This window comes from Ramlibacter sp., from assembly GCF_050250995.1.
Lineage (GTDB): Bacteria > Pseudomonadota > Gammaproteobacteria > Burkholderiales > Burkholderiaceae_C > Ramlibacter.
The window spans coordinates 1-13,435 of the sequence record NZ_JBFWNP010000014.1 but is presented as its reverse complement, the minus strand read 5'-3'; the positions used below and the strand labels follow the sequence as shown (position 1 = coordinate 13,435).

Annotated in this window: 16 protein-coding genes; 5 read left to right on the top strand and 11 right to left on the bottom strand. The window is 69.1% G+C overall.

Annotated features, from left to right (window positions below; translation table 11 throughout):
* Positions 1 to 28 precede the first annotated feature (28 nt).
* The 7 genes from atpE to AB7E83_RS11675 all read right to left on the bottom strand — a co-directional run bounded on the left by atpE (position 29) and on the right by AB7E83_RS11675 (position 6,094).
* Positions 29 to 271 (bottom strand): F0F1 ATP synthase subunit C, encoded by a 243-nt coding sequence (gene atpE, locus AB7E83_RS11705; RefSeq protein WP_428569429.1) that lies wholly within the window; start codon positions 269 to 271, stop codon positions 29 to 31.
* 112 nt (positions 272 to 383) lie between these two features.
* Positions 384 to 839: a 2-amino-4-hydroxy-6-hydroxymethyldihydropteridine diphosphokinase gene (folK, locus tag AB7E83_RS11700; RefSeq protein WP_428569427.1), complete on the bottom strand. Its 456-nt coding sequence runs from the start codon at positions 837 to 839 to the stop codon at positions 384 to 386.
* Positions 840 to 881: 42 nt separating this feature from the next.
* Positions 882 to 2,477, bottom strand: coding sequence for a polynucleotide adenylyltransferase PcnB (pcnB, locus tag AB7E83_RS11695; protein WP_428569425.1), 1,596 nt, complete (start codon positions 2,475 to 2,477; stop codon positions 882 to 884).
* Positions 2,474 to 3,166, bottom strand: a complete 693-nt coding sequence (locus AB7E83_RS11690; protein ID WP_428569422.1) for an HAD family hydrolase — start codon at positions 3,164 to 3,166, stop codon at positions 2,474 to 2,476. Before AB7E83_RS11690 ends, pcnB begins: the two co-directional genes overlap by 4 nt.
* A gap of 1 nt (position 3,167) precedes the next feature.
* Positions 3,168 to 3,842, bottom strand: coding sequence for a DnaA regulatory inactivator Hda (hda, locus tag AB7E83_RS11685; RefSeq protein WP_428569419.1), 675 nt, complete (start codon positions 3,840 to 3,842; stop codon positions 3,168 to 3,170).
* Positions 3,842 to 4,912, bottom strand: a complete 1,071-nt coding sequence (locus AB7E83_RS11680; RefSeq protein WP_428569417.1) for an AI-2E family transporter — start codon at positions 4,910 to 4,912, stop codon at positions 3,842 to 3,844. The genes hda and AB7E83_RS11680 overlap by 1 nt, the downstream gene beginning before the upstream one ends.
* Positions 4,913 to 4,972: 60 nt before the next feature.
* A complete protein-coding gene (locus AB7E83_RS11675; RefSeq protein WP_428569415.1) occupies positions 4,973 to 6,094 on the bottom strand; it encodes an AIR synthase-related protein in 1,122 nt (373 codons plus the stop codon).
* 163 nt (positions 6,095 to 6,257) lie between these two features.
* Here AB7E83_RS11675 and AB7E83_RS11670 point away from each other — a divergent pair, with 163 nt between their 5' ends.
* Complete coding sequence (locus tag AB7E83_RS11670) at positions 6,258 to 7,121, top strand: division plane positioning ATPase MipZ (protein ID WP_428569413.1); 864 nt, start codon at positions 6,258 to 6,260, stop codon at positions 7,119 to 7,121.
* A gap of 13 nt (positions 7,122 to 7,134) precedes the next feature.
* On the opposite strand, the gene AB7E83_RS11665 is transcribed toward AB7E83_RS11670, so the two are convergent.
* On the bottom strand, positions 7,135 to 7,986 hold the full coding sequence (locus AB7E83_RS11665) for a SirB1 family protein (RefSeq protein WP_428569410.1): 852 nt from the start codon (positions 7,984 to 7,986) through the stop codon (positions 7,135 to 7,137).
* A 59-nt stretch (positions 7,987 to 8,045) separates the two neighbouring features.
* Complete coding sequence (murJ, locus tag AB7E83_RS11660) at positions 8,046 to 9,611, bottom strand: murein biosynthesis integral membrane protein MurJ (protein ID WP_428569408.1); 1,566 nt, start codon at positions 9,609 to 9,611, stop codon at positions 8,046 to 8,048.
* A 75-nt stretch (positions 9,612 to 9,686) separates the two neighbouring features.
* Between murJ and rpsT the strand changes: the two genes are divergently transcribed.
* A complete protein-coding gene (gene rpsT / locus AB7E83_RS11655; protein ID WP_428569406.1) occupies positions 9,687 to 9,992 on the top strand; it encodes a 30S ribosomal protein S20 in 306 nt (101 codons plus the stop codon).
* A gap of 92 nt (positions 9,993 to 10,084) precedes the next feature.
* On the opposite strand, the gene AB7E83_RS11650 is transcribed toward rpsT, so the two are convergent.
* Positions 10,085 to 10,402, bottom strand: a complete 318-nt coding sequence (locus AB7E83_RS11650; protein WP_428569404.1) for a DUF3579 domain-containing protein — start codon at positions 10,400 to 10,402, stop codon at positions 10,085 to 10,087.
* 175 nt (positions 10,403 to 10,577) lie between these two features.
* Between AB7E83_RS11650 and AB7E83_RS11645 the strand changes: the two genes are divergently transcribed.
* Both AB7E83_RS11645 and argF read left to right on the top strand, forming a co-directional pair.
* On the top strand, positions 10,578 to 11,768 hold the full coding sequence (locus AB7E83_RS11645; RefSeq protein ID WP_428569401.1) for an aspartate aminotransferase family protein: 1,191 nt from the start codon (positions 10,578 to 10,580) through the stop codon (positions 11,766 to 11,768).
* A 2-nt stretch (positions 11,769 to 11,770) separates the two neighbouring features.
* On the top strand, positions 11,771 to 12,691 hold the full coding sequence (gene argF / locus AB7E83_RS11640) for an ornithine carbamoyltransferase (protein ID WP_428569399.1): 921 nt from the start codon (positions 11,771 to 11,773) through the stop codon (positions 12,689 to 12,691).
* On the opposite strand, the gene AB7E83_RS11635 is transcribed toward argF, so the two are convergent.
* Positions 12,688 to 13,104, bottom strand: coding sequence for a hypothetical protein (locus AB7E83_RS11635; protein ID WP_428569396.1), 417 nt, complete (start codon positions 13,102 to 13,104; stop codon positions 12,688 to 12,690). The two genes, argF and AB7E83_RS11635, sit on opposite strands and share 4 nt — an antisense overlap.
* 82 nt (positions 13,105 to 13,186) lie before the next feature.
* Here AB7E83_RS11635 and AB7E83_RS11630 point away from each other — a divergent pair.
* A partial coding sequence (locus AB7E83_RS11630; RefSeq protein ID WP_428569393.1) for a YkgJ family cysteine cluster protein occupies positions 13,187 to 13,435 on the top strand: 249 nt, incomplete at its 3' end.

Below are 13,435 nucleotides of genomic sequence, written 5' to 3'. Positions count from 1 at the left end.
GGGGCCGCGCGCGTTCTCGCGAGGCGGCTCACTTCGCGAAGGGATTCGCGAACACGAACATCATCGCGACGCCGACGCCGATGAGGAAGTTGGCGTCGATGAGGCCGGCGAGCAGGAACATCTTCGTCTGCAGCGGCTCCATCATCTCGGGCTGCCGCACGGCGCCGTCGATGAAGCGGCCGCCCATCGTGCCGATGCCGAGGCACGCGCCGATGGCGCCGAGGCCGATGATCAAGCCGCACGCGAGGGCGATGAGGCCGGTGTCTGTCATGGGAAGCTCCTTTCGTTGTGGTCCGTCCCCATGATGCGGACGCCGCCACGCCGCGGCAATTACCCGGCAGGTCATGCCGCGGCGGGTACGTTCAAGGCGCGCCCGGAGGCGCTCAGAGCCGCTCGATGGCTTGCGACGCGACGGCCGCCAGCTGCTCCGGGGTCACGAGTTCCGGCGCGATTTCCGCGAGCGGCACCAGCACGAAGGCGCGCTGGAACATGCGCGGATGCGGCACGGCGAGCGCGTCGCTGGCGATGTGCTCCTCGCCGTAGAGCAGCAGGTCGAGATCGAGCGTGCGCGGCGCGTTGCGGTAGGGCCGCTCGCGACCCGCCGCCGATTCGATCTGCTGCAGGTGCCGCAGGAGTTCGAACGGCGTGAGCGCGGTGTGCAGTTGCGCGACCGCGTTGAGGTAGTCGGGCCCGGTCGCGTCGACGGGCGCCGTGCGGTAGAGGGATGACGATTGCAGCAGGTCGGTGTCGGGAAGCGAGGCGAGCGCGACCAGCGCATCGCGCATCGCGGACTGCGCGTCGCCGAGGTTGGCGCCGAGTGAGACGTAGGCGACCGTCATGTCAGGCCGTAGCGCACCCGCCCTCACCCCGAAAGGCACTGTTCATTCGGCGGGAGGGGCGGCGGAGCCATCGCCCGCCGGCTTGCGGCGGCGGCGGCGGCGCTTGCGCGGTGCGTCGCCCGTGGGCTCGCCGGCATCCCCGCCTTCGCCCGACGACGGCGTGCGCGAAGACCGCGACGCCGGCGGCGAATCCTCGCTCCGCTCCGGCGACCCGGCCTGCTCCCCCTGCGCCGCGCGCGGCGTGCTCGGCGCGGGCCGCACCGTGCGCACGCGGCGCTGGTGCTTCTGCTGCTCGTCGCGCAACTGCGCCACCAGGTCCTCGCGCACCGCGTCGCTCGCGATGCTGAACTCCTGCCACCAGTCCGCGAGCACCACGTCGACCTCGCCCGCATCGGCGCGCAGGCGCATGAAGTCGAAGGCGGCGCGAAAGCGCGGCTGCTCCACCAGCGAGAACGGCGTGTTGCCGGTGCGCTTCTCGAAGCGCGGCTGCATCATCCAGATCTCGCGCATGTCCGCGCCGAGCTTGCCGCGGCCCGACACGTCGCCGATGCGCGCGTCGAACACGTTGTCGATCGCATCCTGCAGCGCCGGAAACGGATGCTGCTTGTCGGCGAGCCTGCGCGCCCAGCCCTCGCGCACGTCGGGCCACAGCACGCAGGCGAGCAGGAAGCTCGGCGCGACCGGCTTGCCTTCGCCGCAGCGGCGGTCGGTGTCCAGCAGCGCGGCCTTGATCAGCGGCTCGTCCGCGCGCTCGACGACCACGTCGAGCAGCGGATAGATGCCGTGCAGGTCGAGCGCACGCAACTGTTCGATGCTCGCGATCGCATGCCCGGTCTGCAGCAGCTTGAGCATTTCGTCGAACAGGCGGCTCTGCGGCACGTCGGCCAGCAGCTTGAGGCTCGAGCGCAGCGGCGCGGCGGTCTTGGGCTCCAGCTTGAAGCCGAGCGCGGCCAGCTTGGCGACGAAGCGCACGGCGCGCACGATGCGCACCGGGTCTTCGCGAAAGCGCGCGGCCGGGTCGCCGATCATGCGGATCACCCGCTTCTTGGCGTCCTTGATGCCGCCGTGATAGTCCACGACGATGCGGCGCTCGGGGTCGTAGTACAGCCCGTTGATCGTGAAGTCGCGCCGTGCGGCGTCTTCCTCCTGCGGGCCCCAGACGTTGTCGCGCAGCACGCGGCCGGACGCATCGACCGCATGCGTCATGCCCGCGAGCTCGCTCTTGCTCGTGCGCTCATTGCCGGAGACGGCCTCGGCCTGGGCGCTGTCGAGGTAGGCCCGGAAGGTCGAGACCTCGATCACCTCGTGCTCGCGCCCGCGCCCGTAGACCACGTGGACGATGCGGAAGCGCCGGCCGATGATGAAGGCGCGCCGGAAGCGGCTCTTCACCTCCTCGGGCGTGGCGTTGGTCGCGACGTCGAAGTCCTTGGGCCGCAGGCCGAGCAGGAGGTCGCGCACCGCGCCGCCCACGATGTAGGCCTCGAAGCCCGCTTCCTTGAGGGTATGCACGACGTTGAGCGCGCGCTCGTCGACGAGCGACGGATCGATGCCGTGCTCGTCGGGCCCGACTTCCTGCCGTTTGCCGAATTTCGGCTTCGGCCCGGTGCCGAGCAGCTTGTCGATGAATTTCTTGATCATTCTGTCTCGCTGAACAGGTCGAGTATGCGCCAGCCCCGCTCCGCCGCGAGGGCGCGCAGGCGGGGGTCGGGATTGGTGGCGACCGGATGGTCGGCGCGCTCGAGCAGGGGGATGTCGTTGGTGGAGTCGGAATAGAAGGTCGTCTCGACGTCGCTCCAGTCGAGGCCGCGCGCCGCCAGCCAGTGGCCGACGCGGACCACCTTGCCCTCGCGCATGGACGGCGTGCCCGAGATCTCGCCCGTGATCCAGCCCGAGGCATCGCGCTCGAGCTCGACGGCGATCAGCTCCTCCACGCCGAACGCCTGCGCGATGGGCCGCGTGACGAATTCGTTGGTGGCCGTGACGATCACGACGGTGTCGCCCGCCTCGCGGTGCGTGCGCAGCAGCGCGTGCGCTGTCTCGTGCATGGCGGGGCGGATCACCTCGCGCATGAAGCGCTCGTGCGCCTCGGCCGCCGCCTGCGGCCCGCGCAGGCGAACGGCCTCGGTCGCGAAGCGCACGTAATCGTGGACGTCGAGCGTGCCGGCCTGGTAGTGCGCGTAGAACGCGTCGTTGCGGCGCTTGAATTCGACCGGATCGGTCCAGCCGATGGCCTGCGTGAACTCGCCCCACTCGTAGTCGGAGTCGATCGGCAGCAGCGTGTGGTCGAGGTCGAACAGCGCCAGCCGCGTGCGTCGGGGGTGGGTCATTTCAGGCACTTTCCAGCATGGCCTTGACGAGGGGGATCGTGATCGCGCGCTGCGTCTGCAGCGCATACGCATCGAGATGGTCGAGCAGCTGCATGAGGCTGCCGAGATCGCGCGAGAAGCGGGTGAGGATGAAGTCCATCACCTCGTCGGACAGGAACACGCCGCGCGCATCGGCCGCCTGCCGCAGCACCGCGCGGCGCTCGGGCTCCGAAAGCGCCTGCAGCTGGAAGACGTGCCCCCAGCCGAGCCGCGTGCGCAGATCCTCGCGCAGCTTCAGGGCGGCCGGCGGCGACGCGCCCGCGGCCAGCACGCCGCGCTGCAGCGCCTGCGACTGCACGAACCAGCTGAAGGCCGCGTGCTGCTGCACGGCGGTGTAGAGCTGCACGTCGTCGAGCAGCACCACGGCCCAGCGCTCGTCGAAATCGGGTGGCTGCGCGATGCCGGGGTCGAGCCATCCGCAGCTCGCGCCCTGTTCGCGCAAGGCCTCCCGCACGGCCTCGAGCAGGTGCGTCTTGCCGCTGCCGCTCGCGCCCCAGAGGTAGGTGGGCACCGGCGAGCGCGTCGGGCTGCCGGCCCACAGCTGCAGGTGCCGCCATGCGGCCTCGTTCGGGCCGGCGAGATAGCCCGCGAGCGTCGGCGCGCGCGCCAGTCCGATGTCGAGCGCGAGCTGCTTCATCACGAGTGGTAGAGCTGGCTGCCGAAGTAGCCGGCGCGCGCGCGGCGGATCGCGACGAGCAGCACGGCGCTGGCGGGCAAGGCGACCAGCACGCCGACGAAGCCGAACAGCTGGCCGAAGGCGAGCAGCGCGAAGATGACCGCGAGCGGATGCAGTCCGATGCGCTCGCCGACGAACCTCGGTGTGATGACGAGACTCTCCAGGAGCTGGCCGCTGCCGTACACCGCGGCCACCATGACAAACGCCTTCGCGGAGGCGAACTCCAGCAGGCCGGCGAGCAGCGCCAGCACGAGGCCGATGCCGAAGCCGACGTAGGGCACGAACATGGCAAGCCCCGTGAACACGCCGATCGGCAGGGCGAGGTCGAGGCCGAAGAGTGCGAGGCCGATGCTGTAGTACATCGCCATCGTCAACATCACCAGCAACTGTCCGCGCAGGTACTGGCCGAGCACGCCGTCCGCTTCGCCCGTGAAGGCATCGAAGCCGGGCCGCATGCGCGGCGGCACGAGTTCGAGCACCTTGGACACCACGATCTTCCAGTCCAGCAGCAGGTAGAACAGCGCGACGGGAATCAGCACCACGTTGCCGATCAGCGTGAGCGCGACGCTGCCCCCGAGCTTGAGCGAGGACAGCAGCGAGGGAAAGGCGTCGTCCCAGTTCTGGTTGAGGTAGCTGGCCATGCGCGCCTTGAGCGTGGCGAGGTCGAACGTGACGTTGATGCCGAACTGCTCGAGCCAGGGGGAGACGGTCGCCTGCAGCCGGTCGAGCAGCGCCGGCATCTGCTCGCGGATCAGCGGAATCTCCTTCGCGAGGACCGGCACGATCAGCAGCACGACGCAGGCCAGCGCGAGGAGGAAGAGCAACTCGACGATGATCACGGCCGCCAGGCGAGGCATGCGGCCGCCCCACAGTTCGTCGAGCCGGTCGACGACCGGCGTCAGGGCATACGCGAAGACCGCCGCGACCACGAAGGGCGTGAGCACCGGCCCGAGCGCCCGCAGGGCGAGCAGCGCCACCAGCGCGAGCAGCACCCAGGCGGTCACGCGTTTCTGCGTCGGAGTGAACTGCATGTCTGGAACGGACCTAGGGGCGGACTCGGCGCCGGCCGGGGGCGCTTCGGGGACGCGTCCTCATCGAAGCTGAAGGTCTTCGTCGCCGAAGCGGATGTTCAGCGGCTCGATGAGAAGCTGCTTTGGCCCCGCCTCCACGCGCCCCGCGACGATCGCGTCGATGCCCTGCGCCTGCGCGACCTGCACCGTCCGGTCCGCTTCCTCCGGCTTGACGAACAGGGCGAAGCCCGCGCCCATGTTGAAGGTGCTGTACGCCTCGCGGTCGTCCTGCGCCGCATGCCGCTGGATGAACTGCAGTACCGGCGTGACCGGCGGCACCCGCTCGATGCGGTAGGTGTGCTGCGCCGGATGCCGCAGCAGCTTTCGCCAGCCGTGGCCGGTGATGTTGGCGCAGTAGCGCGGTGCGATGCCAGCCTTGTACAGCGCCTCGGTCACGGGCGAATACAGCAGCGTCGGCGCGAGCAGCGCCTCGCCGTACGGCGTGCCGTCGTCCAGCGGCGTCAGATACCCCTGCGGCAGCCGCTCGACGAGCTTGCGCGCGAGGCTCAGGCCATTGGCATGGATGCCGCTCGAGGCGAGCAGCACGATGGCGTCGCCCGGCGCGAGCGCGTCGCCCACCGAGAGCCGCTCCTTCGGGTTGACGAGGCCGGTGCAGGACGCCGCGAGGTCGATGCGTCCGCCCTCGACGATGCCGGCGAGCGCCGGGGTCTCGCCGCCGCCCCAGGCCACGCCGCAGGTATCGCAGGCGCGCTTCCAGCCTTCGACGAGCGCCTGCGCGCGCTGAGCGTCGCCGAACCAGTCGGAGCCGCCCGCCGCCCAGTAGGCCTGCACGATCAGCGGCGTCGCGCCGACGGTGATGAGGTCGTTGATCGCCATCGCGATCGTGTCCTGCGCGATCGCGTCGTACCAGGTCCTGCCCGTGAGCCTGTGCATCTCGTCGGCCACCAGCGACTTGGAGCCGAGGCATTCGACGATGGAGGCGAGGTAGAACGGCCCCACGTCCACGACGTAGGCCGATTCGCCCCGCGAGGCCTTGACCTCGGAAAATCCATGCGCGGCCAGGTGGACGGCGGTCGCGGCGGCGGCGCGCTGGGCCGCCACCTTCAGGGGATCGATCAGGTCGTAGTTGACGCCCGATTGTTCGTAGCTCAGGGTGCCGCTCGGGCCAGCTTTCGCGCTCATCCCCAAATTATCGCCGTTCGGGGGGATGGCCTCCCGGCTCGCCCCTGGCGCCGGGGTGGCTCTTTTGCTACAAAAATCCGAGCATGGCGCGCACATGGGATGGACATCGCAGTGCAATGGGTCCAGACTTGACGTCCCTTCCGCGTCCCGAAAGCACCCTTCCATGCCCGTGATCGCAGTCGTCAACCGCAAGGGCGGCAGCGGCAAGAGCACCTTTGCCGCCCATGTCGCGGCGTGGTGCGCGCGGCAGGGGCATGCCGTGATGCTGGGCGACGTGGACCGCCAGCAATCGAGCCGCGGCTGGCTGCGCCGCCGGCCGCCCGAGCTGCCCTCCATCGCGCCCTGGGCGCTCGACCAGAAGAACATGCTGCGGGTGCCGACGGGCATCAGCCACGTGGTGCTCGACACGCCCGGCGGCCTGCACGGCTTCGAGCTGGCCCGCATCGTCATGTTCGCGGATGCCATCGTCATGCCGGTGTGCGCGTCGGTGTTCGACCGCGAGTCGGCCGCGGCCTGCCATGCCGAACTCATGACGCTGCCGCGCGTGTCCAACGGCCGCTGCCGGCTGGCCACGGTCGGCATGCGGGTGGACGGCCGCACGAACGCGGCGGAAGTCATCCGGCAGTGGTCCGCCGGGCTGGACGTGCCCTTGCTCGGCGTCCTGCGAGAGACGCAGCTCTACGTGAGGAGCCTCGAGAAAGGGCTGACGATCTTCGACCTGCCCGCCTCCGTCGCCGCGACGGACCTGGCGCAATGGCAGCCGATCCTCGACTGGCTGCAGCCGCTTGTCAATCCGCCCGTGGCCGCGAACGATGCGCCGGCCTCGCGGCCGCCCGCGCGCATTCCGGGATCGCGGGCCCAGCCCCTCATGCCCAAGCAGGAGGCGCTCGTGCCCGGGGCGCGCCTGAACGTGCTGTCGGCGGCGAAACCGCTGTCGCCCGTGAAAGTGGCGCCCAGGGAGCCGTCGCTGGCGCGCCCGGCGACGCCGGGACAGACGGGGCAGATTCCGGGATTCCTGCGCCGCTGAGGGCGGGCCGCGCTCAGTGCCGCGCGCGGCGCAGCCCCGCCACGCGGTCGGCGATCGTGTCGATGTCGAGCGCGTCCTGCGCATGGACGAGGTAGGTCTCGAGGTCGTCCACCGCCTTCTCGTCGTGGCCCTGCTCCGCATGCGCGAGCCCGCGGTCGCGATACTCCGACCAGGCTTCGGGCAGCAGCACGAGCAGCCGGTTCTGCACGGCGATCAGCCGCTGCCAGTCCTCCTGGGCGCGGTGGATCTCCTTCAGGTTGCGCAGCATGCGCGCGATGATGTCGCGCGGCGGCGCGGCCTGCAGGTACAGGCCCAGGGGCACCTCGAACTCGTCGACCAGGCCGCTGCGGCGCTTGTACGGCTCGAGCCGCTCGGACAGCTCCTCGCGCGAGAGCGACTGGCCGGTGAACGGATCGATGACCACCTGACCCTTCGGCAGGTTAACCTTGACCATGAAGTGCCCGGGAAAGCACACGCCGCGCGCGTGCAGCCCGATGCCCTGTGCGATTTCCATCCAGAGCACGGCCAGCGAGATCTGGATGCCGCGCCGCGTGCGCAGCACCACGTTCAGGTGGCTGTTGTCCGGGTCGCAATAGTCGTTGACGTTGCCGCCGAAGCCGAGGTCGCGGAAGAAGAACTGGTTGAGCGTGCGCAGGCGCTGCAGCGGCGCGGCGTCGGCCGGAATGCGGCGCTTCAGCCGCGCGAGCAGCTGGTCGACGTCGCCCAGGACCTGCTGGATGTCGAGGTCCGGATACTCGTCCTGCGCGAGGCTCGCCGCCGTTTCGAGCAACGGGAAATGGTCGTCGCTTCGCACCAGCGACCGGAAGTACTCCAAAGGCGTCGGCGCGGCGAATTGCAACTGCATGCGTGTTTTTTAATGGACGGGCCAGATGCCGTCAAGCGCTGGCGCGTGAATGCCACGCATCAGCGCGTGACGAATTGCCTCAGCCGCAGCCCCGCCGCCGCGAGCGCGCCGAAATACAGCACGGCCGCGCCGCCGAGCACCGCCGCCAGGACGCCCGCGCGCAGCAGCTTCTCGGCGTTCCATGCCAGCCACGGAAACGCGCCATCGGCCCACATCAGGAACACGGCGAGCAGCGCGCACCCCGCGAACACCTGCAGCAGGAACAGTCCCCACCCCGGCGTCGGCCGGTAGGCGCCGCGACGCACGAGGCCCACGAGCAGCCACCCGGCGTTGAGCAGCGCCCCCAGGCTGATCGACAGCGCCAGGCCGGTGTGCGCCAGCCGGGGCACCAGCACGATGTTGAGCAGCTGCGTCATCACGAGCACCGCGATGGCGATGCGCACGGGCGTCTTCATGTCCTGGCTCGCGTAGTACCCGGGCGCGAGCACCTTGATGGCGACCAGGCCGACCAGGCCCGTGCCATAGGCGGCCAGCGCGGCGGCGACGCGCGCCACGTCGCTGTCCTTGAACGCGCCGTAGTGGAACAGGGTCGCCACCAGCGGCTTGGCGAACACCAGGAGCGCGACGGCCGAAGGGAGGGCGAGCAGGACCACGAGGCGCAGGCCCCAGTCGAGCATCGCGGAATAGCGCGCGGCGTCCAGCGCGGCCTTCGCCGCCGCAAGCTGCGGCATCAGCACCACGCCGAGCGCGACCCCGAGAAGCGCCGTCGGGAACTCCATCAGGCGGTCCGCATAGAAAAGCCAGGTGACGCTGCCCGGGGCGAGGTGGGAAGCGATCTGCGTATTGATGAGCAGGGAAATCTGCGCGACCCCCACGCCGAGCAGGGCCGGCGCCATGAGCGACAGCACCTCGCGCACGCCGACGTCGCGCCATGCTTCGCGGATCGCGCCGGGGCGAAATCCGATGCGCGGGAACATGCCGATCGTCCGCAAGGCCGGCAACTGCACGGCAAGCTGCAGCACGCCGCCGGCCATCACGCCCGCGGCCATGGCGTAGATCGGCTCGATGCCCATCGACTTGAACCACGGCGCGCCGAAAAATGCGGCGGCGATCATGCAGACGTTCAGCAACACGGGCGTCGCGGCAGGGACGGCGAAGCGCTTCCAGGTGTTCAGGATGCCGGCCGCGAGCGCCACGAGCGACATGAAGCCGATGTAGGGGAACATCCAGCGGGTCATGAGCACGGCCGCGTCGAATGCGCCGGCCTGCTGCCTGAGGCCGCTGGCCAGCGCCCACACGAGCAGGGGCGAAGCCACGACGCCGACGATGCAGGTGACCAGCAGTACCCAGAAGAGCACGGTGCCGACCGCATCGACCAGCCGCTTCGTCGCCGCGTCGCCGTCGCGTTCGCGCGCTTGCGCGAGCGACGGCACGAACGCCTGGCTGAAGGCGCCCTCGGCGAAGAGCCGCCGGAACAGATTGGGGATGCGGAAGGCGACGTTGAAGGCGTCGGTCAGCGCGCTGGCCCCGAACATTGCGGCCATGAGCAGGTCGCGCACGAGCCCCGTGACGCGGGACGCCAGGGTCAGCAGGGAGACGGTGGAGGCGGCTTTGAAAAGGCTCACCGGCGGCAGTTTAAGGCCTGCGCTAGAATGGAGGGCTTTGCTGCGCATCATCCTCAGACACCGAAGGAACCCATCATGGCATCTGGAAAGCCCAAGAAAAAGAACCCCCGCCTCGCGTCGGGCCGCAAGCGTGCGCGCCAGGACGTGAAGCTGAACGCCGCGAACACCTCGCTGCGTTCCAAGTACCGCACCGCCGTCAAGAACGTGGAAAAGGCCGTTGCCGCCGGCGACAAGGCCAAGGCCACGGAGCTCTTCGCCAAGGCGCAGTCGATCGTCGACACCGTGGCCGACAAGGGCATTTTCCACAAGAACAAGGCCGCTCGCGACAAGAGCCGCCTTTCGGCCCGGGTCAAGAGCCTGGCCGCCCCCGCAGCAGCCTGATCGACATCAGGCTTCGCCCGGAGTCCCCCGACTCCGCCGTTTGAATCGGGTGCGCTGCGCAGCAAAGTGAAAACCGCCTCCGGGCGGTTTTCTTATTTGTGCTTCTCCTCCGGCAACAGACACGCCTCCCCCACCTCCAGCTCGTTGTCCTTCGCGAAGTTCATGCAGAAGTCCCAGGCCATGGGCTCGAAATCGCGCAGCTCGCCATCGACGATCACGCACTTCACGCCATTGATGACGGTGGGAATGCACCAGGGGGAATAGCTGAGGTGGCTGCCCGGCCGGGCGCCGCCGGGGCGAAACGGGCTCATGACGCCCGCCAGCCGCTCGGCCCAGTCGCTCGGGCGGAACGCCTTGCCGTCCCGGGTGATGCCCTGGATGAAGACTTGCTTGGGGACGCGGGTGGCCATTGTGCGATGCACAAGTATTCTATCTTATATAAGACCTGCACCTGGAACGCGAGGCGCATCGCAGTCATGCGGAATTGTCAACCAAGCGCAGCAAGCGCTGTGCCTAAAATCGCGTCTCGACGGCTCACATCGCGTTGAGCCGTTTTCATTTGTCGCAGCAACGAGGAATCACGACATGGCGCATACCGCGGCTTCGCCCCACACCATGAACACCTATGGCCGCCTGCCCATCGCGCTGGAGCGCGGCGACGGCGTCTACGTGTGGGACACCGAGGGCAAGCGCTATCTCGACGCCCTGGCCGGCATCGCCGTCAATACGCTTGGCCACAACCACCCGAAGCTCGTGCCGGCGCTGCAGGAGCAGGTGTCCAAGATCATCCACAGCTGCAACTACTACCACGTGCCCAACCAGGAGAAGCTGGCGGCGAAGCTGGTGGAGCTGTCGGGCATGACGAACGTGTTCTTCGGTTCGACCGGACTCGAGGCCAACGAAGCGGCGATCAAGCTCGCGCGCAAGTTCGGGCACGACAAGGGCATCGAGCGGCCCGAGATCGTCGTCTACGAGAAGGCCTTCCACGGGCGCAGCATCGCCACGCTGTCGGCCACCGGCAACGACAAGGTGCAGAAGGGCTTCGGTCCGCTCGTCGAGGGCTTCATCCGCGTGCCGCTCAACGACATCGACGCGCTCAAGGCCGCGACGCAGGACAACCCGAACGTGGTGGCCGTGTTCTTCGAGACCATCCAGGGCGAAGGCGGCATCAACCCCATGCGCATCGACTACCTCCAGAAGGTGCGCGAGCTGTGCGACATGAAGGACTGGCTCCTCATGATCGACGAGGTGCAGTGCGGCATGGGCCGCACCGGCAAGTGGTTCGCGCACCAGTGGGCCGGCATCGTGCCCGACGTGATGCCGCTGGCCAAGGGCCTCGGCTCCGGCGTGCCCATCGCCGCCGTGGTCGCCGGGCCGCGCGCCGCGAACGTGTTCCAGCCGGGCAACCACGGCACGACATTCGGCGGCAATCCGCTCGCCATGCGGGCGGGCGTGGAGACGATCCGCATCATGGAAGAGGACGGCCTGGTCGACAACGCCTCGCGCGTCGGCGCGCATCTCAAGGGCGCGCTCGCGCGCGAGATCGGCGGCCTTCAGGGCGTGGTCGAGATTCGCGGCCAGGGCCTCATGCTCGGCGTGGAGCTGTCGAGGAACTGCAACGTGCTCACGCAACGCGCGGCCGACGCGGGCTTGCTCATCAGCGTCACCGCCGACAACGTGATCCGCCTGCTGCCGCCGCTCATCATGACCGAGGCGCAGGCCGACGAGGTGGTCGCCATCCTCGCGCCGCTCGTCAAGAACCTGCTGGCGGAGTGACCATGGGAGCGATCCGGCACTTCCTGCAGTTCGGCGACCTGAGCGCCGACGAGCACGAATGGATTTTCGCGCGCGCCGCGGCCATCAAGAAGAAGTTCAAGAACTACGAGAAGTACCATCCGCTGGCCGACCGCACGCTCGCGATGATCTTCGAGAAGGCGTCGACGCGCACGCGCGTGAGCTTCGAGGCGGGCATGTACCAGCTCGGCGGCTCGGTGGTGAACCTCACCACCGGCGACAGCCAGCTCGGGCGCTCTGAGCCGATCGAGGACACGGCGCGCGTCATCAGCCGCATGGTCGACATCGTGATGATCCGCACCTTCGGCCAGGAACGCATCGACCGCTTCGCCGAGTATTCGCGCGTGCCGGTGATCAACGGCCTCACGAACGAATTCCACCCCTGCCAGATCCTGGCGGACATCTTCACCTTCATCGAGCACCGCGGCTCGATCCGGGGCAAGGTCGTCGCGTGGGTGGGCGACGGCAACAACATGGCCAACACCTGGCTGCAGGCCGCGGAGCTGCTCGGGTTCACCGTGCATGTGAGCACGCCCAGCGGCTACGGCGTCGATCATTCCGTGGCGGGCCTGCGCAGCAACGACAGCTACAAGGTGTTCAAGGACCCGATGGAAGCCTGCCGGGGCGCCGACCTCGTGACCACCGACGTGTGGACCAGCATGGGCTACGAAGCCGAGAACGAGGCGCGCCGCGCGGCCTTCGCCGAGTGGTGCGTCGACACCGAGATGATGCGCGCCGCGAAGCCCGATGCGCTCTTCATGCACTGCCTGCCCGCCCATCGCGGCGAAGAGGTGGAGGCCGACGTGATCGACGGCCCCCAGTCGGTGGTGTGGGACGAGGCCGAGAACCGAATGCACGTGCAGAAGGCGCTCATGGAGTTCCTGCTGCTCGGGCGGGTGGGCTAGGCTGGCGCGCCCGCCGCGCCCGCCGCGCTCGCCGCGCTCGTGGTTGCGCCGTAGCGTCCCCCGCCGACGGGCGCGCCGATGCGACCCAGCTTGACCAGGCGCTGCTCGACCCCGAATTTCGTGCGGGCCAGCGCCTCGGCAATCGTGCGCAGGTCGTCGCCCCGGTCGAAGGCCGCCAGCAGGGTCGCATCGTCGTCCTCCGACCAGGGCTTGCCCGCATTCTGCGGCGCGGGCGCCCGGGCCGCCGGCGGCGGCGCCTTGGGCGTCGCCTCCAGCGCCTGCGACACCGCGAAGAGCGCGCGGATCACGGGCGGCGCGTTGTACGGGCTGTCTTCCGGCATGGCCTCGCCGGTCACGGGGTGGATGCCCTGGGCAAGGGTGTCGATGATCTGGCGTGCGGTCTGCATTTCCATGGGTCGTTCTCCGGAAGTTGAGTTTCACTGTATTCAATTACAGTAATGCTTTAACGTCAATTCCTTCCATCCGTTGACCGCCATGAACGATCCCCGCAACGTCCACCCCTGCCTCGCGTGCGGCGCCTGCTGTGCGAGCTTCCGCGTCGACTTCGCCGAGCAGGAACTCGACGACCAGGGCGGCCGCGTGCCGGCCGGACTCGCCGTCGAAGTCAACGGCACGCTGTGCCGCATGCGCGGCACCGACCACCAGCCGCCGCGCTGCGCGGCGCTGACCGGCAGGATCGGCGTGCGCGCCTCCTGCGGCATTTATGAATGGCGGCCGGGCCCG

Bases quoted from the DNA above. Each gene is read 5' to 3' on its own strand.
- folK (WP_428569427.1), bottom strand. From the start codon at position 839: ATGACGGTCGCCTACGTCTCACTCGGCGCCAACCTCGGCGACGCGCAG.
- atpE (WP_428569429.1), bottom strand. From the start codon at position 271: ATGACAGACACCGGCCTCATCGCCCTCGCGTGCGGCTTGATCATCGGC.
- AB7E83_RS11635 (WP_428569396.1), bottom strand. From the start codon at position 13,104: ATGGAAATGCAGACCGCACGCCAGATCATCGACACCCTTGCCCAGGGC.
- argF (WP_428569399.1), top strand. From the start codon at position 11,771: ATGGGAGCGATCCGGCACTTCCTGCAGTTCGGCGACCTGAGCGCCGAC.
- hda (WP_428569419.1), bottom strand. From the start codon at position 3,842: ATGAAGCAGCTCGCGCTCGACATCGGACTGGCGCGCGCGCCGACGCTC.
- AB7E83_RS11670 (WP_428569413.1), top strand. From the start codon at position 6,258: ATGCCCGTGATCGCAGTCGTCAACCGCAAGGGCGGCAGCGGCAAGAGC.
- AB7E83_RS11645 (WP_428569401.1), top strand. From the start codon at position 10,578: ATGGCGCATACCGCGGCTTCGCCCCACACCATGAACACCTATGGCCGC.
- pcnB (WP_428569425.1), bottom strand. From the start codon at position 2,477: ATGATCAAGAAATTCATCGACAAGCTGCTCGGCACCGGGCCGAAGCCG.
- AB7E83_RS11675 (WP_428569415.1), bottom strand. From the start codon at position 6,094: ATGAGCGCGAAAGCTGGCCCGAGCGGCACCCTGAGCTACGAACAATCG.
- AB7E83_RS11665 (WP_428569410.1), bottom strand. From the start codon at position 7,986: ATGCAGTTGCAATTCGCCGCGCCGACGCCTTTGGAGTACTTCCGGTCG.
- AB7E83_RS11650 (WP_428569404.1), bottom strand. From the start codon at position 10,402: ATGGCCACCCGCGTCCCCAAGCAAGTCTTCATCCAGGGCATCACCCGG.
- AB7E83_RS11680 (WP_428569417.1), bottom strand. From the start codon at position 4,912: ATGCAGTTCACTCCGACGCAGAAACGCGTGACCGCCTGGGTGCTGCTC.
- AB7E83_RS11690 (WP_428569422.1), bottom strand. From the start codon at position 3,166: ATGACCCACCCCCGACGCACGCGGCTGGCGCTGTTCGACCTCGACCAC.
- rpsT (WP_428569406.1), top strand. From the start codon at position 9,687: ATGGCATCTGGAAAGCCCAAGAAAAAGAACCCCCGCCTCGCGTCGGGC.